The sequence below is a fragment of the Parasphingomonas halimpatiens genome (assembly GCF_036663795.1).
Classification (GTDB): Bacteria; Pseudomonadota; Alphaproteobacteria; order Sphingomonadales; family Sphingomonadaceae; genus Sphingomonas.
This window is the reverse complement of sequence record NZ_JAXOJP010000008.1, coordinates 26,524-43,572: the sequence shown is the minus strand read 5'-3', so window position 1 is coordinate 43,572 and position 17,049 is coordinate 26,524. Positions and strand designations below refer to the sequence as shown.

At 67.2% G+C, this 17,049-nt stretch carries 19 protein-coding genes; 12 read left to right on the top strand and 7 right to left on the bottom strand.

Going from position 1 to position 17,049, the window contains the following annotated elements:
- Positions 1 to 46: 46 nt before the first annotated feature.
- The 6 genes from U1839_RS10560 to U1839_RS10535 all read left to right on the top strand — a co-directional run bounded on the left by U1839_RS10560 (position 47) and on the right by U1839_RS10535 (position 4,755).
- Positions 47 to 298, top strand: coding sequence for a type II toxin-antitoxin system VapB family antitoxin (locus U1839_RS10560; protein WP_332803602.1), 252 nt, complete (start codon positions 47 to 49; stop codon positions 296 to 298).
- The gene (locus U1839_RS10555; RefSeq protein WP_332803601.1) at positions 295 to 690 is read left to right on the top strand and encodes a type II toxin-antitoxin system VapC family toxin; all 396 of its coding nucleotides are present in this window, start codon (positions 295 to 297) and stop codon (positions 688 to 690) included. Before U1839_RS10560 ends, U1839_RS10555 begins: the two co-directional genes overlap by 4 nt.
- The gene (gene ybeY / locus U1839_RS10550) at positions 690 to 1,199 is read left to right on the top strand and encodes an rRNA maturation RNase YbeY (RefSeq protein ID WP_332803600.1); all 510 of its coding nucleotides are present in this window, start codon (positions 690 to 692) and stop codon (positions 1,197 to 1,199) included. The genes U1839_RS10555 and ybeY overlap by 1 nt, the downstream gene beginning before the upstream one ends.
- 9 nt (positions 1,200 to 1,208) lie before the next feature.
- Complete coding sequence (locus U1839_RS10545) at positions 1,209 to 2,114, top strand: hemolysin family protein (protein ID WP_332803599.1); 906 nt, start codon at positions 1,209 to 1,211, stop codon at positions 2,112 to 2,114.
- 567 nt (positions 2,115 to 2,681) lie between these two features.
- A complete protein-coding gene (locus U1839_RS10540) occupies positions 2,682 to 4,022 on the top strand; it encodes a PQQ-dependent sugar dehydrogenase (RefSeq protein WP_332803598.1) in 1,341 nt (446 codons plus the stop codon).
- A gap of 235 nt (positions 4,023 to 4,257) precedes the next feature.
- Positions 4,258 to 4,755: a hypothetical protein gene (locus tag U1839_RS10535; RefSeq protein ID WP_332803597.1), complete on the top strand. Its 498-nt coding sequence runs from the start codon at positions 4,258 to 4,260 to the stop codon at positions 4,753 to 4,755.
- A 39-nt stretch (positions 4,756 to 4,794) separates the two neighbouring features.
- On the opposite strand, the gene U1839_RS10530 is transcribed toward U1839_RS10535, so the two are convergent.
- Entirely contained in the window at positions 4,795 to 5,214 is a 420-nt protein-coding gene (locus U1839_RS10530; protein ID WP_332803596.1) for a VOC family protein, read from the bottom strand.
- A gap of 313 nt (positions 5,215 to 5,527) precedes the next feature.
- Here U1839_RS10530 and lnt point away from each other — a divergent pair, with 313 nt between their 5' ends.
- Both lnt and metK read left to right on the top strand, forming a co-directional pair.
- Positions 5,528 to 7,132 carry an apolipoprotein N-acyltransferase gene (gene lnt, locus U1839_RS10525; RefSeq protein ID WP_332803595.1) on the top strand — a complete coding sequence of 535 codons (1,605 nt, stop codon included), beginning with the start codon at positions 5,528 to 5,530 and terminating at the stop codon, positions 7,130 to 7,132.
- Between the two features lie 74 nt (positions 7,133 to 7,206).
- The gene (metK, locus tag U1839_RS10520) at positions 7,207 to 8,430 is read left to right on the top strand and encodes a methionine adenosyltransferase (protein WP_332803594.1); all 1,224 of its coding nucleotides are present in this window, start codon (positions 7,207 to 7,209) and stop codon (positions 8,428 to 8,430) included.
- A gap of 5 nt (positions 8,431 to 8,435) precedes the next feature.
- Here the strand turns inward: metK and U1839_RS10515 are convergent, their stop codons facing one another.
- The gene (locus tag U1839_RS10515; protein ID WP_332803593.1) at positions 8,436 to 8,606 is read right to left on the bottom strand and encodes a hypothetical protein; all 171 of its coding nucleotides are present in this window, start codon (positions 8,604 to 8,606) and stop codon (positions 8,436 to 8,438) included.
- A 189-nt stretch (positions 8,607 to 8,795) separates the two neighbouring features.
- Here U1839_RS10515 and trmB point away from each other — a divergent pair, with 189 nt between their 5' ends.
- Positions 8,796 to 9,476, top strand: a complete 681-nt coding sequence (trmB, locus tag U1839_RS10510) for a tRNA (guanosine(46)-N7)-methyltransferase TrmB (RefSeq protein ID WP_332803592.1) — start codon at positions 8,796 to 8,798, stop codon at positions 9,474 to 9,476.
- Positions 9,477 to 9,510: 34 nt separating this feature from the next.
- Entirely contained in the window at positions 9,511 to 11,535 is a 2,025-nt protein-coding gene (locus U1839_RS10505; RefSeq protein ID WP_332803591.1) for a TonB-dependent receptor, read from the top strand.
- 138 nt (positions 11,536 to 11,673) lie between these two features.
- Here the strand turns inward: U1839_RS10505 and U1839_RS10500 are convergent, their stop codons facing one another.
- Positions 11,674 to 11,934, bottom strand: a complete 261-nt coding sequence (locus tag U1839_RS10500; protein ID WP_332803590.1) for a YjhX family toxin — start codon at positions 11,932 to 11,934, stop codon at positions 11,674 to 11,676.
- Positions 11,935 to 12,101: 167 nt separating this feature from the next.
- The gene (locus tag U1839_RS10495; protein ID WP_332803589.1) at positions 12,102 to 12,950 is read right to left on the bottom strand and encodes a hypothetical protein; all 849 of its coding nucleotides are present in this window, start codon (positions 12,948 to 12,950) and stop codon (positions 12,102 to 12,104) included.
- Positions 12,951 to 13,031: 81 nt separating this feature from the next.
- Here U1839_RS10495 and U1839_RS10490 point away from each other — a divergent pair, with 81 nt between their 5' ends.
- Positions 13,032 to 13,508: a DUF2721 domain-containing protein gene (locus U1839_RS10490; protein WP_332803588.1), complete on the top strand. Its 477-nt coding sequence runs from the start codon at positions 13,032 to 13,034 to the stop codon at positions 13,506 to 13,508.
- On the opposite strand, the gene U1839_RS10485 is transcribed toward U1839_RS10490, so the two are convergent.
- Positions 13,505 to 15,100, bottom strand: coding sequence for an amidase (locus tag U1839_RS10485; RefSeq protein ID WP_332803587.1), 1,596 nt, complete (start codon positions 15,098 to 15,100; stop codon positions 13,505 to 13,507). The two genes, U1839_RS10490 and U1839_RS10485, sit on opposite strands and share 4 nt — an antisense overlap.
- A gap of 153 nt (positions 15,101 to 15,253) precedes the next feature.
- Here U1839_RS10485 and U1839_RS10480 point away from each other — a divergent pair, with 153 nt between their 5' ends.
- Positions 15,254 to 15,916 carry a hypothetical protein gene (locus U1839_RS10480; RefSeq protein ID WP_332803586.1) on the top strand — a complete coding sequence of 221 codons (663 nt, stop codon included), beginning with the start codon at positions 15,254 to 15,256 and terminating at the stop codon, positions 15,914 to 15,916.
- Positions 15,917 to 16,299: 383 nt separating this feature from the next.
- On the opposite strand, the gene U1839_RS10475 is transcribed toward U1839_RS10480, so the two are convergent.
- Both U1839_RS10475 and U1839_RS10470 read right to left on the bottom strand, forming a co-directional pair.
- Positions 16,300 to 16,449, bottom strand: coding sequence for a hypothetical protein (locus U1839_RS10475; protein WP_332803585.1), 150 nt, complete (start codon positions 16,447 to 16,449; stop codon positions 16,300 to 16,302).
- A gap of 38 nt (positions 16,450 to 16,487) precedes the next feature.
- Positions 16,488 to 17,027: a hypothetical protein gene (locus U1839_RS10470; RefSeq protein ID WP_332803584.1), complete on the bottom strand. Its 540-nt coding sequence runs from the start codon at positions 17,025 to 17,027 to the stop codon at positions 16,488 to 16,490.
- Positions 17,028 to 17,049 lie beyond the last annotated feature (22 nt).

Here is a 17,049-nt window from a genome sequence, read left to right as displayed (position 1 = left end):
GGGCGGGATATCCTTTCATATATGAGGGATATCCCGGGAGGACGCGATGGCATCCCTTTTCATCAAGGACAGCGAAACGGCGGCGCTCGCAACAGAGTTGGCCGCCAAGCTGGGCAAGACCAAGACCGAGGTGGTCCGCGACCTGCTGCGCGAGCGCAAGGCTGAGTTGGCGGCCGCCGAACCGAAAGAGGATTGGCTCGCCTGGATCGAAGAATATCGCCGCAAGCACCCCCTGCCGCCGCCTACCGGCCTAAAGGCCGACAAGGCATTTTTCGATGAGTTGTGGGGCGAGCCTTGACGCTTTTCATCGACGCGTCGGCGCTGGTCGCGATCATCGCCGGAGAGGCGGAACAAGAGCGGTTTATGGCTGCGGCGCGCGCCGATGGCGACCTGCTCTGGTCGGCCATGTCGTGCTGGGAGACCGTGTCCAGCCTAAGGCGGTCCCATAACCTGTCGGTTGAAGCGGCCCGGCGCGAAACAACCGATTTTGCGGCTGAACTGAACTTGCGGCTGGTGCCGGTCGGCGACCGCGAGTTGACCCTCGCGCTCGATGCTTACCAGACCTATGGCAAGGGCCGACACCCGGCGGCACTCAACATGGGTGACTGTTTCGCCTATGCCTGCGCCAAGACCAACGATGCGCGGCTGCTCTACAAGGGCGATGACTTCGCCAGGACGGACCTTGCCTGATGCTTGAAATTGCCCTGTCCTATGTCGAACCCTGGCCCGAACAGGACTGGGAGGCGCTCGCCAAGCGCGCGTCGCATGCCGCGTTGTCGCTCAGCGCGCAGGGCGAGATGCTGACCAGCGCGGCGACGATCGAGATCTCGATCCGGCTGACCGACGACGCCGAGGTACAAACACTCAACGCGCAATATCGCCGGAAGGACAAGCCGACCAACGTGCTGTCCTTCCCGATGATCCAGCCCGATCTGCTCGACACGGTGACGACCAATTCGGACGATGGCGAGGTGCTGCTCGGCGACATCGTGCTGGCGCATGGCGTGTGCGCGCGCGAGGCCGAGGAGCGCGGCATCAGCCTTGCCGACCATGCGACGCATTTGATCGTGCACGGCACGCTGCATCTGCTAGGTTACGACCACCTGGGAGAAGACGAGGCCGAGGCGATGGAAGCGATCGAAACCGATGCGCTGACGTCGCTGGGCCTCGCGGACCCCTATCTGATACGCGAGGACTGACCTACCCCGATGGCCGAAGACCGAAGTAGCACCGCCCCCTCCGACCATGGCGAGAACAGCATCTGGCGTGGTCTGAAGGGACTGATATTCGGCAATCACGACGATTCGCTGCGCACCCAGCTTGAGGATGCGATCGACGCGCATGAGGACGACCCCGCGCCCGACGCCAAGGGCGACCTGTCGCCGCTCGAGCGCCAGATGGTGCGCAACCTGCTGCATTTCGGCGAGCGCGACGCGGGCGATGTCGGCGTGCCGCGCGCCGACATCATCGCGGTCGAGGAAGGGATATCCTTCGCCGCTCTCGTCGCGAAGTTCGCCGAGGCCGGGCACAGCCGGCTGCCGGTGTACCGCGAGAAGCTCGATACGATCATCGGCATGGTGCACATCAAGGACGTGTTCGCGATCCTCGCGACCGGCGCGCCGCACCCGGCCGATATCAGCGGCTTCATCCGCGAGCCGCTGTTCGTGCCGATGTCGCGCGGCACGCTCGACCTGCTCGCCGACATGCGGCAGAAGCGCGTCCACCTCGCCATCGTGCTCGACGAATATTTCGGCACCGAGGGCCTCGTCACGATCGAGGACCTGATCGAGGAGATCGTCGGCGACATCGAGGACGAGCATGACGACGCGCCCGAGGCGCTGCTCGTGCCGCTCGACGGCGGCGCCTGGGACGCCGATGGCCGCGCCGAGCTGGAGGATGTCGGCGAGACGATCGACCCGCGCCTCGCCGAGGTCGATGGCGATGTCGACACGCTGGCCGGGCTGGCGGGCGTGCTTGCCGGCCATGTACCCGAGATCGGCACCTGCCTCGACCATGCCAGCGGCTGGCGGCTCGAGATCGTCGATGCCGATGCGCGGCGCGTCAACAAGCTGCGGCTGCACCCGCCACGACCGACGCCCGGCAGCGAGAACTGACCCCGGCGGGGGCGGCGGATCGCCGGCCGCTCCCTGTTGCTCGCTGTTATCTCCCTGATACTCGCTGTTACTCCCTGTTTTCGGGGCAAACGCGTTTTTGCGTCCGTAGCGCGGGTGTGGGCGATCGATTTGCGTGATATTGCAATAGCATGGCGAGCTCCCTGTTAACGTGGAACAGGGAGGGCGCGCGCGGAACAGCGAGCTGATCCACTTTATCTGGGCTGACGATGAGAAACAGCGGCCAGACCCCGTGGCGGGTGCTGGCAGCGTAGTGATGTGCGTGAGGCAGGCGGAAGTGAATCGGGCCGTTCGCCGTTTCTCGAAACCTGCCTTGTTCCGTCCCCGGACTTGATCAAGGTGGCCGAAATGCCGTTCTTCCCACCGGGGGCGGCAAAGAAGAGCGGCCCTTCGACAAGCTCAGAGCGAACGGCGGTGACGAGTCTGGCGAAGGCGATAGCGCGCCTGGCCCTGGGCTCCGGCGTTCGCCGGAGAACTCCGCTTGGTCCGATCGCGCCGATGTGACGGAATCTCCTTCCCCTGCCCCGCCCGCGCGCCTATTTCAGGGCGATGCGTAACAAGATCCTGATCGCCCTCGGCATGATTGCCATCATCCTCGCCGGCCTGTGGTTCTGGCTGAGCCGGCCCGATGTCGCCAAGCTCCCCGTCGAGGCGGTGACGGGCAAGCGGCCGAAGATCACCGAGCCGCGCAACCAGACTTTCCCGACGATACAGATTGCCGATGCGGTAGGATGGCCGGCGGGCGCCGCGCCGACGCCGGCGGCGGGGCTGGCGGTGCAGGCGTTTGCGCGCGGGCTCGACCATCCGCGCTGGCTCTACCGGCTGCCCAATGGCGACGTGCTGGTCGTCGAGGCCAATTCGCCGCCGCGCGAGGGCGGCGGGATGACCGGGATGGTGATGGGCTATATCCTCGGCAAGGCCGGCGCCGGCGTCCCGTCAGCCAACCGGATCACCTTGTTGCGCGACGCCAATGGCGACGGCGTGGCGGAGAGCCGCACGGTGCTGATCTCCGGCCTCAACTCGCCGTGCGGCATGGCGCTGCTGAACGGCTATCTCTATATCGGCAACACCGATGCACTGGTGCGCGTGCCCTTCACGCCCGGCCAGACCAAGATCACCGCCAAGCCCGAACTCGTCGTCAAGCTGCCCGGCGGCGGCAATCACTGGGCGCGCAATGTCGTCGCCGATCCCGACGGCAAGAGCCTGTATGTCACGGTCGGCTCCTCCTCGAACATCGCCGAGAACGGCATGGCGGCGGAGAAGAACCGCGCGGCGATCCTGCAGGTGTTCCCCGACAGCAAGACCTTCCGCATCTATGCCGCCGGCCTGCGCAACCCGAATGGCATGGCGTTCGAGCCGCATTCGAAGCAGCTATGGGTGGCGGTCAACGAGCGCGACATGATGGGGTCGGACGTGGCACCCGATTATATGAGCCAGATCGAGATGGGCGACCATTTCGGCTGGCCATGGTATTATTGGGGCGGTTATCCCGACAAGCGCGTAACCCCGCCCAACCCGGCGCTGCAGGAATATTCCAAGCGGCCCGATTATGCGCTGGGGCCGCATACCGCCTCGCTCGGCATTGCCTTTGCCGGCGACGCGAAGCTCGGCGCGACCTTCGCCAATGGCGCGTTCATCGGCCAGCATGGTTCGTGGAACCGCGTGCCGGTGTCGGGCTACAAGGTCGTCTATGTGCCGTTCGCCGACAATGGCTTCCCGGCGCCGAACGCGCGGCCGGTCGATGTGCTGACCGGCTTTCTCGATGCCAAGGGCCAGGCGCAGGGCCGGCCAGTCGATGTGCTGACCGATCGCACCGGCGCGCTGCTGGTGTCGGACGATGTCGGCAACACGATCTGGCGGGTCAGTGCCAAAAGCGGGGTGGCGCGTTGAGCGATGCGCTCCGGGCTGCGGCGGCTCCCTCGAGCCACCGCAACCCGCCGACATCCCCCGCGCTGACGCCGCCTGCCCCGTGGCGCGTCAGCCTTCGCCAATACGCTTGCCCCCAAGCGGTTCGCGAAACCCCAATTATCGTTATGGCGGGGCCGCATTCAGCAATGGTTTACCAAATGCGCCGCGCTACCCATTTCGGGTATCGCGACCGCCAGCCTGGCGATGCTTCGCCGCGATGAGCGAGCATGTCGTCACCAACCCGGCGGAGATGGCGACACATTGGCGCGTCGCCATGTCTTCCCTCGCCAACCTGTTCCTGACGATGCACCGGACGCTGGCGGCGCCGATGTCGCTCGGCCCGACCGAGCTGTTGATCTACACGACGATCGCGGTCGCCAATGTGCAGAAGCTGATGCGCGAACGCAGCATCCCGTCGGGGCGGGGCGCGACCGAGATCTTGCCGCGCGAATGGGTCGTGCCGATCTCGCGCAACGCGATCGCCTCGGCGACGGGCCTGCCGCGCGAAACGGTGCGACGGCATGTCGCGCGGATGGTCGAGGCCGGGATGTTGATCCAGGATGAGCGCGGCGGCGTGACGACGCCGATCGGGATGATCAGCAATTTCGGGCTCGAGCCCCTGCTCGAGGCATTGCTGACCGAATTCGCCCGCGCCGCCGAGGGGCTGCTGCGCGCGGGCGTGATCGAAATCCAGCCGGGCCAGGGCACCGGTTGACCGATGCCGGCACGCGGGGCGCTTGACGCGGGCGGGCCGTCAGGTCGCGAAGAGCATCGCGTCGTCGGCAAAGGCCTTGAACTCGAGCGCGTTGCCCGACGGATCATGAAAGAACATCGTCGCCTGCTCGCCCGGCTGGCCAACGAAGCGGACATGCGGCGCGATGCCGAACGCAATGCCCGCCGCCGCGACGCGATCCGCGAGGGCGCGCCAGTCGGCCATCGTCAGCACGACGCCGAAATGCGGCACCGGCACGTCATGCCCATCGACCGGGTTCGACACCGCCACCGGCTTTGCCGCAGGATCGAGGTGCGCGACGATCTGATGGCCGAACAGGTCGAAATCGACCCAATGATGCGAACTGCGCCCCTCGGGACAGCCGAGCACTCCGCCATAAAAGGCGCGGGCGGCGGCAAGGTCGTGGACCGGGAAGGCGAGATGGAAGGGGCGGAGCGTCATGGCGATGCGATACCCTGCCGTGGCGCGCGCGTCACCCCGACTCGCGGGTACAACCCGCTCGACGCCGGGACATGTCGCATCGCCAAGATTAGCGAGATTTTTTCCGAACGATATCCTACCGTCATCCCGGACTTGTTCCGGAATCCACCCGGCCGACGTACCGAACCCATCGGCATTCAGGCTGGTGGCGCCGTGGATCCCGGAACGAGTCCGGGATGACGATCGGGGGATGGGTTCGCACGGAAGCACGGTATTACACGTTGATGGCTCCAAAATTGACGCCGAGGGGAGCAATCCCGGCGACCGCTTCGGGATGGTGGATTTGACCAAGATGAACGTCGCGACGGTGGCCATGATCGGCCGCCGCCATCCCAATCTCATCGCACTGTTGCTGGGCGCGCTCGCCACGACCGGCTTCGCGCCGCTGGCATGGTGGCCGGTCACGCTGCTGTGCGTCGCGCCATGGATGTGGCTGATCCATGACGCTGCGACGCTGCGCCGCACGCTGCTGCGTGGCTGGCTGTTCGGGATCGGGCATTTCTTCGTCGGCAATTTCTGGATGCAACAGGCCTTCACCTTCCAGGACGCGATGCCGCACTGGCTGGGTTATGGCGCGGTCGCGATCGCGGCGATGTATCTCGCCATCTACCCGATGCTCGCCGCCGGACTGGCATGGCGGCTGGCCAGCCCGCGCGCCATCGGCGACGCCGACACCGCCCCGCATCACGGCTTCGTGCTGGTGTTTGGGGCGGCATGGATCGCCACCGAATGGCTGCGCTCGACGCTGTTCACGGGCTATCCGTGGAACCCGATGGGCGTGATCTGGGTGCCGACCTTCGTCGCCGGGCTGGCCGCCGCGGTCGGCACCTATGCGCTGTCGGGCGTGACGATCATGCTGGCGGGGTTGCTGCTGCCCTCGACGTGGCGCGCATGGCGCCTTTCTGCGTTGCTCGTCCTGGTCGTCATGGCGCAACCGCTTTTCACCGTGGCGACGCGCTCGGGCCCGGTCGCAGCGCGCACCGCACCCACGCCGCATGTCCGCATCATCCAGCCCAATCTGGGCGAGGAGGTGCGACCAACCGACGATTATGCCGAGAACAACCTCGCCGCGATCGAGCGACTGCTCGGTCGACCCGGCCCGAATCCGCGCCTGATCGTGTGGCCCGAGGGGGCGCTACGTTACCTGATCGAGGACGGTTATCCGGCGCGCTATTACTGGCGTGCGCCGCCCGACGAGATCCGCCGCCGCATCGCCGCGCATCTCGGCCCGCACGACGTGGTGCTGGCGGGCGGCAACGCGCTCAAGTTCGGCGCCGACGGCACGGTCAGCCGCGTGACCAACTCGGTCTTCGCGCTCGATGCGCGCGGCGCGATTCTCGGGCGCTACGACAAGGCGCATCTCGTGCCGTTCGGCGAATATCTGCCGATGCGACCGTTGCTCTCGACCATCGGGCTGCAGCGGCTCGTGCCCGGAGATCTCGACTTCGATCCCGGTCCCGGGCCGGCTGCGGTCGCGCTGCCGGGCTTTGGCCAGGTCGGCATGCAGATCTGCTACGAAATCATCTTTTCCGGGCAGACGATCGACGAGGCGCATCGGCCGGCGCTGCTGTTCAATCCTTCCAACGACAGCTGGTATGGCAGTTGGGGGCCGCCCGAGCATCTCGCCCAGGCGCGGCTGCGCGCGATCGAGGAAGGACTGCCGATCCTGCGTGCCACGCCGACCGGCATTTCGGCGATCATTGCCGCCGATGGTCGCGTGCTGGCCAGCGTGCCGCTGGGCCGGGCCGGCGCGATCGAGCAGCCTTTGCCGCCGCCGTTCGGCCCGACGCTTTTCGCGCGAATCGGCAATTGGGCAGCGCTGATCGTCGCGGCGGCGATGCTGCTGTTGGCCGTTGCCTTCCGCCGGGCAGCCCGCTAGGGGCACCCTCATATAACGAAAGCTTTATATCAGCCCCGGCGCCATGCCGGGCGGCTCCAGGCAAGGGTAAAGTGATGCGCGCCTCGTTCCTCTTCACCTCCGAATCGGTCTCGGAAGGCCATCCCGACAAGGTCGCCGACCAGATTTCCGACGGCATCGTCGATCTGTTCCTGTCGAAGGACTCCGAAGCGCGCATCGCCTGCGAAACGCTGACCACCACCAACACGGTCGTGATTGCCGGCGAGATTCGCGGCAAGGGGATCATGGATGAAGCGGGCAATTGGGCGCCGGGCGTCCCGGCCGAAATCGAGGCCAATGTTCGTGCGACCGTGAAGAAGATCGGTTACGAGCAGTCGGGCTTCCACTGGGAAACCTTCGAATTCACCAACAAGCTGCACCCGCAATCGGCCCACATCGCGATGGGCGTCGATGAGAGCGGCAACAAGGACGAGGGCGCCGGCGACCAGGGCATCATGTTCGGCTACGCCACCGACGAGACACCCGATCTGCTGCCGGCGACGTTGTATTACGCGCACCGCATCCTCGAGCGGATGGCGGCCGACCGTCATTCGGGCGCCGCGCCGTTCCTCGAGCCCGACGCCAAGAGCCAGGTCACGCTGGAATATCAGAACGAGAAGCCGGTCCGCGCGACCGCGCTGGTCGTGTCGACCCAGCACGCCCCGGGCTATTGCCTGCAGGGCGAGAATGCCGACCCGGCGCTCTATGCCGTGCTGCATGACTATGTGACCAAGGTGCTCAAGGAAACGCTGCCCGAGGGCTTCATCACCGAGGCAACCAAATCCTACATCAACCCGACCGGCGCGTTCGAGATAGGCGGCCCCGATGGCGACGCCGGCGTGACCGGCCGCAAGATCATCGTCGACACCTATGGCGGCGCTGCACCGCATGGCGGCGGCGCGTTCAGCGGCAAGGATCCGACCAAGGTGGATCGCTCGGCCGCCTATGTCGCGCGCTATCTCGCCAAGAACGTCGTTGCCGCCGGCCTCGCCCGTCGCTGCACGATCCAGCTGAGCTACGCGATCGGCATTGCCGAGCCGCTCTCGGTCTATGTTGACCTGCACGGCACCGGCACCGTGCCCGAAGCGAAGCTGGAAGAAGTGCTACCCAAGCTCGTGCGCCTGACGCCGAAGGGGATCCGCGAGCACCTCAAGCTCAACGCGCCGATCTATCAGCGCACCGCCGCCTATGGTCATTTCGGGCGCCAGCCCGACGGCGCCTTCTTCACTTGGGAAAAGACCGACCTGGTCGAGCAGCTCAAGGCCGCCGTCGCGGCGTGAAGCGCTCAGGCGGCGGGGGGTTCGTCCTTCGCCGCCGGCGCGGCCGGATCGTCGATTCCGAGCGTATGGGTGAAATAGCTGTCGCCGCGCGCGCGCGGCTGGGCCTGATGGCGTTGCAGCAGCACGACGCTGACCCCGACCAGACCGAGCACGACGAGAAGCAGGACAAAAAGCATTGGTGAGCTACCTATAATGGCGTTTGTGCTCTCCCGGATGCGGCGCTGTTCGGAGCGACTCATGGGCAAACCGAACAACCGCCGGACGCACATGGTCCATTTTGGATGTAATCGCAATCACCTCCACACCTGCGCCTGCGTTTTGGCCGCGTTCTTCCCAATCGCCCGCCGGGCGCTAGATACGCCGTGATGAACGACCCCGCCACGATTCGCCGTCTCTATGGCCGCCGCCAGGGGCACAAGTTGCGCGCCGGACAGGCGGCGCTGGTCGAAGAGACGCTGGCGCAGGTCAGCGTGCCCGAAGAAGGGCCGCTCGATGCACGCACCCTATTCGGCGACGACCGTCCGCTCGAGGTCGAGATCGGCTTCGGCGCGGGCGAGCATCTCGCCGGCCAGGCGGCGATGCGCCCCGGCACCGGCTTTATCGGCTGCGAGCCGTTCCTCAACGGCGTGGTCGGCGCGCTCAACCATATTCGCGACGGGAAGCTCAACAATGTCCGGCTGCACATGGGCGACGCGCTGAGGGTGCTGGAACGTCTGCCCGACGCCTCGCTCGAGCGTGTCTACCTGCTCCATCCAGATCCGTGGCCCAAGGCGCGCCATGCCAAGCGGCGGATGGTCAATCACGGTCCGCTCGACCTGATCGCCGCCAAGCTCAAACCCGGCGGCGAGTTCCGCCTCGGCACCGACGACCCGACCTATTGCCGCTGGGCGATGATGGTGATGAACGCGCGCAGCGACCTGAGCTGGACTGCGACGCACGCACGCGACTTCCTCGTCCGCCCCGACGACTGGCCCGAGACGCGCTATGAACGCAAGGCGCGTCGCCACGGGCATGAGGTGTGGTATTTCCGCTATCTGCGGACGTGACCCGCGGCCAGGGTTCGAACGAAACAGGGCAACAATGACCTCGTTACGCTTCAACGCGCGCTGGTCGCTCTGCCTGTTGCTGGCGCTCGCACCCCTGGCCGCGCAGGCACAGGACCGGGGCCCGACCGACGAGAGCGGCGATGTGGTGGTGCTGGGTCACGGGCTCGCTTTGCCGCCCGGGACGCCGGCCTATGGCGCGGTGACGATCGACCGCGACCGGCTGACCGGCGACGCCTCGGGGCGGGTCGAGGATGTGCTGGCCGACGTCGCAGGCTTCCAGCAGTTCCGCCGTTCGGACAGCCGCTCGGCCAACCCCTCGGCACAGGGCGTGACGCTGCGCGCGCTGGGCGGCAATGCATCAAGCCGCGCGCTGGTGCTGCTCGATGGCGTGCCGCTCGCCGATCCGTTCTTCGGTTACATCCCGTTCAACGCGCTCTCGCCCGAGCGGCTGGCAGCGGTGCGTATCACGCGCGGCGGTGGTAGCGGCCCGTTCGGCGCGGGCGCGGTGGCGGGGACGATCGAGCTGGTCAGCGCCGGCCGCGCCGATCTGCCGCCCGTCGGCGCCAGCGCCTTCTACGGCAGCGACCGGGCGGTGGCGCTCACCGGCACCGTGTCGCCGACACTCGGCACCGGCTTCGCCACGCTATCGGGCCGGTTCGAGCGCGGCGACGGTTTCTACACCACGCCGCGCGACCAGCGCGTCGCGGCGACGGCGCGCGCGCGCTATCGTGACGGGTCAGGCGGCTTGCGCATCGTCGCCCCGATCGACGCGCAGACCGAGCTGCAATTCAACGGCACGCTGTACGACGACCACCGCACGCTGCGTTTCGTCGGCGCCGACAGCTCTTCGCAAGGGCAGGATGCCAGTGTCCGGCTGGTCCACCGCGGTGGCTGGCAGATCGATGCGCTGGCCTATGTCCAGGCGCGCAACTTCACCAACAAGGTGATCAGCGCGACCAGCTTCAGGCTGACGCTCGACCAGCGCAACACCCCGGCGACGGGCGTGGGCGGCAAGATCGAGCTCCGCCCGCCGGTCGGGCCCGACCATGTCCTGCGCATCGGGATCGATACGCGACTGGCGCATGGCCGGTTGTACGAGGATGGCTATGCCGCCGGGGCGGTTACGACGCGGCGCACCGCCGGCGGCGACAGCAGCACGCTCGGCGCGTTCATCGAGGATGACTGGACGACCGGCAGGCTGGTGCTGACCGGCGGGGCGCGGATCGACCGCTGGACGCTGACCGGCGGGTTCCTCGATGAACGCAATGCCGCCGGGGCGACGACGACCGACAACCGCTTTGCCGACCGTGACGGCCAGCAGGCGACGGCGCGCGCCGGCTTGCTCTATCACGCGAGCCCGGCGCTCGCGCTGCGCGCGGCGGGCTATACCGGCTTTCGCCTGCCGACGCTCAACGAGCTGTATCGGCCGTTCGTGGTGTTCCCGATCACCACCCAGGCCAATGCCGCACTCGGGCTGGAAAAGCTGCGCGGGGCCGAGATCGGTATCGACGCGATGCCGCTGCGCGGGGTGAAAATCGGCCTGACCGCCTTCTACAACCGGCTCGGCAGCGCGATCGCCAATGTCACGATCGGTATCAACCAACGCCAGCGCCAGAATGTTGACGCGATCGTCGCCCGGGGCATCGAGGCGACGCTCGAAGCGCGCCACGGCGCGATGTCGCTGACGGCATCCTATGCCTTCAGCGACAGCCATGTCGAAGCCTCCGGCGTCGCGGCGCGGCTTGACGGGCTCGCGCCGGCGCAGAGCCCGCGTCACGCCGCCAGCGCAACGCTCGCCTGGGCGCCGCGTGCCGGGCCATCGCTGTCGGCGACGTTGCGCCATGTCGGCCGGCAATATGAAGACGATCTGCAGACCGACGTCCTGCCCGCGGCGACGACGGTCGATGCGGTGGTGCGACTGCCGATTACCCGCCGGCTGTCGCTGGTCGCGCGTGGCGAGAACCTGTTCGACGCAAGTGTGATCACGCGCAATGCCGGCGGGTCGATCGACCTCGGCACGCCGCGGACCTTGTGGATCGGGCTGCGGTTCGGGGAATAACCGCGCGGTGCACCGTTGCCACCCCGCCGACGGCAGCGTCCTCCCGGGCAATTGACGGGCGCATGCCCGACCATCCCGACAGCGACCTTGCGAGAGCGGCAAGCGGCGGGTCGCCAACTGCGGCCCGCCGCCCCGCATTCAACGATTGTCGAGCTGCGACCTGACTGCGCAAAGCCCCAGGCGTGTCGCGCGGTACGGCCCACCGCCGAAGCTGGCGATCAGCTTGCGGCGCCTGAGCCGATGGAACAGCCTGAGCGAGCAATCGCTCAGCACATGCCCGTCACGCGTGAAGCAATCGACCGCGACAATGTGGCCTTCATTGTCGTCCCAGCGGTGCACGATGCGCCCGCCCTGTGCCAACGCGTGCAACACGCGTTGTTCGTATCTGGAGATATTCATCGGAAGATCCGGCCCTCGATGAGGGTAGCAGCCCGCGCCCGAGCCCGTGGGGCTCAGACGCAACGACACCTGTACCGGCCGGGACCGGTCAGGTGATCAGCGGGCTACAATTCCAGACATAGTCACTCCGAGGAAGCGTGAATCATAGCGAAGTGGCGGCGATACCGTCAACCGGTCCCCAACCATGGTCCGCCGAGCATGCGGGCGAGCAACGCCGGCAAGCCAGGTCGGATCAGCAGCCAGTTGCGCATCGGGGCACCGCACGACTCCGCCGGCGGCGCGACATCGCCCGTGCTGGCGAGGAGACGACGCCCATCCTCGTCGTTGAGATAAAGCGTGAAGGCCAGCGCGATGCCGTCGCGCGAGACGATCTCGGCGGACAACAGTGCCGCGAGTACCGAATCCGTCGCCGCGGCGCGCCAGAACGCCACCGCACCGCCGCTGTCGATCGCCGCCAAGCGGTCAAAACCGCCCGACACCAGCGCCGCGCCGTCGAACACCGCGCGGTCGCCGGCGACGCTTTGGCCGGCATCGAAGGGCATAGGTGGAGTCGAAGGACATTCGACCACACTCCAGCCGCAGCGCAAGGCAGCCGCGCGGAAAGACGCGAAGACGACATCGCCTTCCGCCACCGGCCCCAGTCGCAGCACGTAGAGTTCACTCGCCAGGGCGTGGATCAGAGCGTCATAGGCCGCGTCGGGCAGGTCGACAGCAGAAGGGAAACCTCGGAACGGCGCATCGACGCCGGGCACCGTCGCAAGCCGCACCGCCGCCGGGCCGATGCGCACGAACGGCAGCGCGATGACGGGATCGCCGTCATGCTCGACCAGCAGGGTCCGTGCGGCGCCGCCGTGCAGGGCGAGCGCAGCGGCATAATATTGATAGCGCAGGAAGCGATGCGACGGCGGCGCCGCGCCGGCGACGAGATCGATCGCCGCCGACAGCCCGTCGAGCGGGCATGCGCGGCTTGCCGGCGGCAGGCGCGTGAATTCTGCCAGGAGCATCGGCTTGGTCATCGCGCGCGGCCATAGCGGCGCAGCGGTTACCAACCGGTTCGTACTTGACCGCAGGCGTCGCCGGCCCGCAAACCGTGACGCATGCAATTCTCGCCCGCCGTCTCGACCATCGCCCAGACGATCCAGCTGTCATTGAGCCCGGTGTTCATGCTCGCCGGCATCGGCGCGCTGCTCAACGTGCTGGCCGGGCGGATGGCGCGCGTCGTCGACCGCGCCCGCGCGCTCGAACAGCTTCACCCGCGCTCGACCGGGCCCGAACATGACCGGCATGTGTGGGAGCTGCGGCTGCTCGACCGGCGCATCTCGATCATCAACGCCGCGCTGTTCCTCGCGGTGACGAGCGCGATCATGACCTGCCTCGTCGTCGCGCTGCTGTTCGTCGCCGAACTGGCCAAGCTTCACATCGGCACGATCGTCGCGCTGAGTTTCATCCTCGCGATGGTGCTGCTGATCTCGTCGCTGGTCTCGTTCATGATCGAGGTGCGCGTCTCGCTGCGCGCGGTGCACATCCGCGCCGAACTGCTCGAGCATGATCGCCCCGACAAGCGGCGTCCCTAGCGCACCGCCTCGACGCTCGCGCCGACATCGGCCGAGGGCAGGTAGCGCGGCACCACCCGCGCATGGCTGGCCTGCTCATAAGCATAGCCCGCGTCGAGCACCGCCTGGTCGCCCCAGGCAGTGGCAATGAACGACAGACCGACCGGCAAACCCTTGGCCAGCCCCATCGGCACGGTGAGGTGCGGATAGCCAGACACCGCCGGCAGTTCGCTCGCGCTCGGGCCGTCGAAATGGTCGCCCGATACGGTGTCGCTGAGCCATGCCTGGCCATAGGTCGGCTCGACCAGGATCGTCGCATTGGCTTTCTTGAGCATCGCGTCGATGCCCTCGCGCCCGGCGAGGCGCAGCGACTTGGCGCGCGCGCCAAGATATTCCGCATCGGTGAGATCCGCTTTGGTTGCCGCTTCGATGAAGGTTTCCTGGCCGAAGAAGGGCATCTCGGTGCCGCTGTTGGCCGTGTTGAAGGCAATCAACGCGTCGAGTGTCCGCGCCGTCACCGCCGGGGGCGTCGTGGCGAGATAGGCGTTGAGGTCGGCCTTGAGCTCGGTGTGCAGGACCATCGACTCCGCAGCGCCCAGCCCTTCGAGCTTGGGCGCCTCGACATCAACCAGCACTGCGCCGGCGCGCTTGAGCGTGTCGAGCGCGGCGGCATAGACCGGCTTCATCGCCTCGGCCATATCGGGGTGGAGCACCGCGATACGCACGCCCTTCAGTGCGTCCGTCGACAGGGTGGCGGTAAAATCGCGGGCGTGCGCGGCAGCCGGCGCGGTGGCCGGATCGGCCGGGTCGCTCGCCACCATGCCGGAGAACAGCAGGGCGACATCGCGCACGCTGCGGCCCATCGGCCCCGGCGTATCCTGGCTGTGGCTGATCGGCACGACATGCGTGCGGCTTACCATGCCGAGCGTCGGCTTCAGCCCGACCAGCCCGTTCATCGATGACGGGCAGACGACCGAGCCGTCGGTCTCGGTGCCGATGCCGACCGCGGCGAAGCTCGCCGCGATCGCCGCGCCGGTGCCGCTCGACGAACCGCAGGCGGACCGATCGAGCGCATAGGGATTGCGCACCAGCCCGCCGACCGCGCTCCAGCCGCTCATCGAACTGTTCGAGCGGATATTGGCCCATTCGCTGAGATTGGTCTTGCCGAGGATAACGGCACCGCGCTTGCGCAGTTCGGCGACCAGCGGCGCGTCGCGCCGCGTGACATTGTCCTTGAGCGCCCGGCTGCCGGCGGTGGTCGCGACCGGATCAAGCGTTTCGATATTGTCCTTGATCAGTACCGGCACGCCGTCGAGCGGACCGAGCGCCTTGCCGGCCTTGCGCCGTGCATCGGCGGCACGCGCTTGCGCCAGCGCATCGGGGTTGACCGCGATCACTGCGCGCAGCGTCGGCCCGCGCCGATCCATTGCCGCGATGCGCGCGAGATAGGCGCGGGTGACGCTCTCGCTCGTTGCGCGTCCGGCAGCGACCATCGCGCGCAGCTGGTCGATCGACAGCTCCTCGATCTTCGGCCCGGCTTGTGCGGCGGCGGGCAGCGGGGCAGCGAACAGGGCAAGAGCGAGGGCGGAGCAGGAGGCAAGCAAAGCGCGCATTGTGATTCCCTGTTTCGGATCGAGTCGATTTGAGGTGTCGCGACACGAGCTTAGACCCCGCTGCTGCACCGACAAGTGCCCGATCGGGCGCGGTGCACGGTAAATCCTCATGGCGGCCATACGGGCTGCAACCAGCGCTGATTACTAGCGGCGATGCATGGTTCCTGGTTTCGCGCCTTTGCCGATGATCATCCCGCGATGCTGTGGTGGCTCGGTGCCGTCGCCGTCACGGCCGTCGGTGCAACTCTGGTGGTATGCGCAGACCTTCCCGACGCGATCCTTGTGTTGATTGCGGCGCCGATCCTGGTGATGGCGGGGTCCGCTGCCGCGCTCGCCGAGATCGTGCTGGCCTTCCGCCGCAACCGCGACGATCCGCGCAGCTTCATTGCCGCAACAGCCGGTACCGTCGCGCTCGCCATTGCCGGCGTCCCACTGACGCTCGCACTCGCCGCCACGACGGCCAGCATCGCCGACAGCGCGGCGATGATCCGCGACGTTGCGAGCTATCGACAGATCGTTTCCGATCTTCAAAGCGGCGCGTTGAGACCTTCAGCCGTTTGGCAATCGCGCGGCGCCACCCGCTTTCTGGCCGAAGGCCGTCCGCATCTGCGGGTCGTCTTTCCTGTCGCGGCGGCCGGCTTTCGTCCGAACAGCATTGTCTATGATCCTTCGGGCGGTGTGGCGACAAGCGACCGGATCGGCCAAGATCCGGAAAATCCCGAGCATCGCATCGGTGTTGCCACGGTGCGGGGTTGCAGCGTGACGATCGTGGCGGCTTATTATCGCTGCCACATGTGGGGACTGGACGATGACTGAACCCCGGACATGAAAAGAGCTTGCCGGGACCGCAGTCCCGGCAAGCTCCCAACATGGTCAGCGGCCGGAGAGCTCCAGCCCGGGAGACCATGCGAACCGCTCATCCTGTGAGTGACGTCGCGTTGACTGGGGGAGAATACCCCCCGCGCGCACCCGGCGGATTTAGCGGCGCGTCTCCCGAACGAACTGAACCGACCCCACTGCTGAACCATGAGACATCGGATCACCTCCTTTCGCTAGTTGAAACGTTACACCCGGCATCGGATGCACCCGCAATGTGAGTCATCTGAATCTGCGATACAAGTCTTGTATTCTGAATTGTTTTGGACGATTCTCTTCCGCCTGCGCCGCGTCGCCGGCCCGGGCGTCTCCCCCGCTTTCCCTCACTGTCGCTTGAAATATTGCACCTCGCGCTCGTGCTTTTCGGCCGCCGCGCGGGTGTCGAACGTGCCGAGATTGCGGTGCTTGTGCGTGTCGGGATCGAGCTTTCGCGAATAGAGCCGATATTCGCCCGATGTGAGCTTGCGGATCATGGGCACCTCCTGCGTCGATAACGCACGAAGCGCGACGGCTATCCCCGGCAATCCTCGACGACGCGGCCGACTTCGGCCCAGCTCGGCACGACCAGCGGCGGCTGCCCGGCCTGCTCGACGATGAAGCGTCCGCGGCTGAACGCCATCGCGTCGAGCAACGCGTCGCGCGGCGCCAGCGCCACCGCGATATAGGGCTGTGTCCCGCCGGTCGGCTGCGCCGCCAGTGCGCGCAGCGTGGTGCTGGTGCGCACGGTAATCGTCGTCGCCGCACCCACGGCATCGCGCTTCGACAGGAATATCTGGGCGGCGGCGCGGTCGCAGCGCAGCGTCACCGCCGCATCGCTGCCCGGAACGCCGTAAAAAGCGATCGAGCCGCGCGCATCCTCGCGATAGACCCAGTCGCCCGGGGTCACCGGCCAGTCGCGCCAGTCCTGCGCGAGCGGGGTCGGGCTTGGGCGCGGCGCCGGGGCGGGAACATAGGTCGGCACGGGGCGCGGCGGCGCGGGCGCGGTCCGCGGCGGAGTCGCGCAGCTACCGACGATCAGCAGCAGTCCGGTCGAGGCGAGGAAACGACGCATCGGGCATCCATGCCCGATGCGG

Excerpts from the sequence above, each read along its gene's own strand:
- U1839_RS10475 (WP_332803585.1), bottom strand. The coding sequence starts at position 16,449 with ATGATCCGCAAGCTCACATCGGGCGAATATCGGCTCTATTCGCGAAAG.
- U1839_RS10540 (WP_332803598.1), top strand. The coding sequence starts at position 2,682 with ATGCGTAACAAGATCCTGATCGCCCTCGGCATGATTGCCATCATCCTC.
- U1839_RS10495 (WP_332803589.1), bottom strand. The coding sequence starts at position 12,950 with ATGACCAAGCCGATGCTCCTGGCAGAATTCACGCGCCTGCCGCCGGCA.
- metK (WP_332803594.1), top strand. The coding sequence starts at position 7,207 with ATGCGCGCCTCGTTCCTCTTCACCTCCGAATCGGTCTCGGAAGGCCAT.
- ybeY (WP_332803600.1), top strand. The coding sequence starts at position 690 with ATGCTTGAAATTGCCCTGTCCTATGTCGAACCCTGGCCCGAACAGGAC.
- U1839_RS10470 (WP_332803584.1), bottom strand. The coding sequence starts at position 17,027 with ATGCGTCGTTTCCTCGCCTCGACCGGACTGCTGCTGATCGTCGGTAGC.
- U1839_RS10535 (WP_332803597.1), top strand. The coding sequence starts at position 4,258 with ATGAGCGAGCATGTCGTCACCAACCCGGCGGAGATGGCGACACATTGG.
- U1839_RS10515 (WP_332803593.1), bottom strand. The coding sequence starts at position 8,606 with ATGCTTTTTGTCCTGCTTCTCGTCGTGCTCGGTCTGGTCGGGGTCAGC.
- U1839_RS10500 (WP_332803590.1), bottom strand. The coding sequence starts at position 11,934 with ATGAATATCTCCAGATACGAACAACGCGTGTTGCACGCGTTGGCACAG.
- U1839_RS10485 (WP_332803587.1), bottom strand. The coding sequence starts at position 15,100 with ATGCGCGCTTTGCTTGCCTCCTGCTCCGCCCTCGCTCTTGCCCTGTTC.
- U1839_RS10490 (WP_332803588.1), top strand. The coding sequence starts at position 13,032 with ATGCAATTCTCGCCCGCCGTCTCGACCATCGCCCAGACGATCCAGCTG.
- U1839_RS10505 (WP_332803591.1), top strand. The coding sequence starts at position 9,511 with ATGACCTCGTTACGCTTCAACGCGCGCTGGTCGCTCTGCCTGTTGCTG.
- U1839_RS10545 (WP_332803599.1), top strand. The coding sequence starts at position 1,209 with ATGGCCGAAGACCGAAGTAGCACCGCCCCCTCCGACCATGGCGAGAAC.
- U1839_RS10480 (WP_332803586.1), top strand. The coding sequence starts at position 15,254 with ATGCATGGTTCCTGGTTTCGCGCCTTTGCCGATGATCATCCCGCGATG.
- trmB (WP_332803592.1), top strand. The coding sequence starts at position 8,796 with ATGAACGACCCCGCCACGATTCGCCGTCTCTATGGCCGCCGCCAGGGG.
- U1839_RS10530 (WP_332803596.1), bottom strand. The coding sequence starts at position 5,214 with ATGACGCTCCGCCCCTTCCATCTCGCCTTCCCGGTCCACGACCTTGCC.
- lnt (WP_332803595.1), top strand. The coding sequence starts at position 5,528 with ATGGTGGATTTGACCAAGATGAACGTCGCGACGGTGGCCATGATCGGC.
- U1839_RS10560 (WP_332803602.1), top strand. The coding sequence starts at position 47 with ATGGCATCCCTTTTCATCAAGGACAGCGAAACGGCGGCGCTCGCAACA.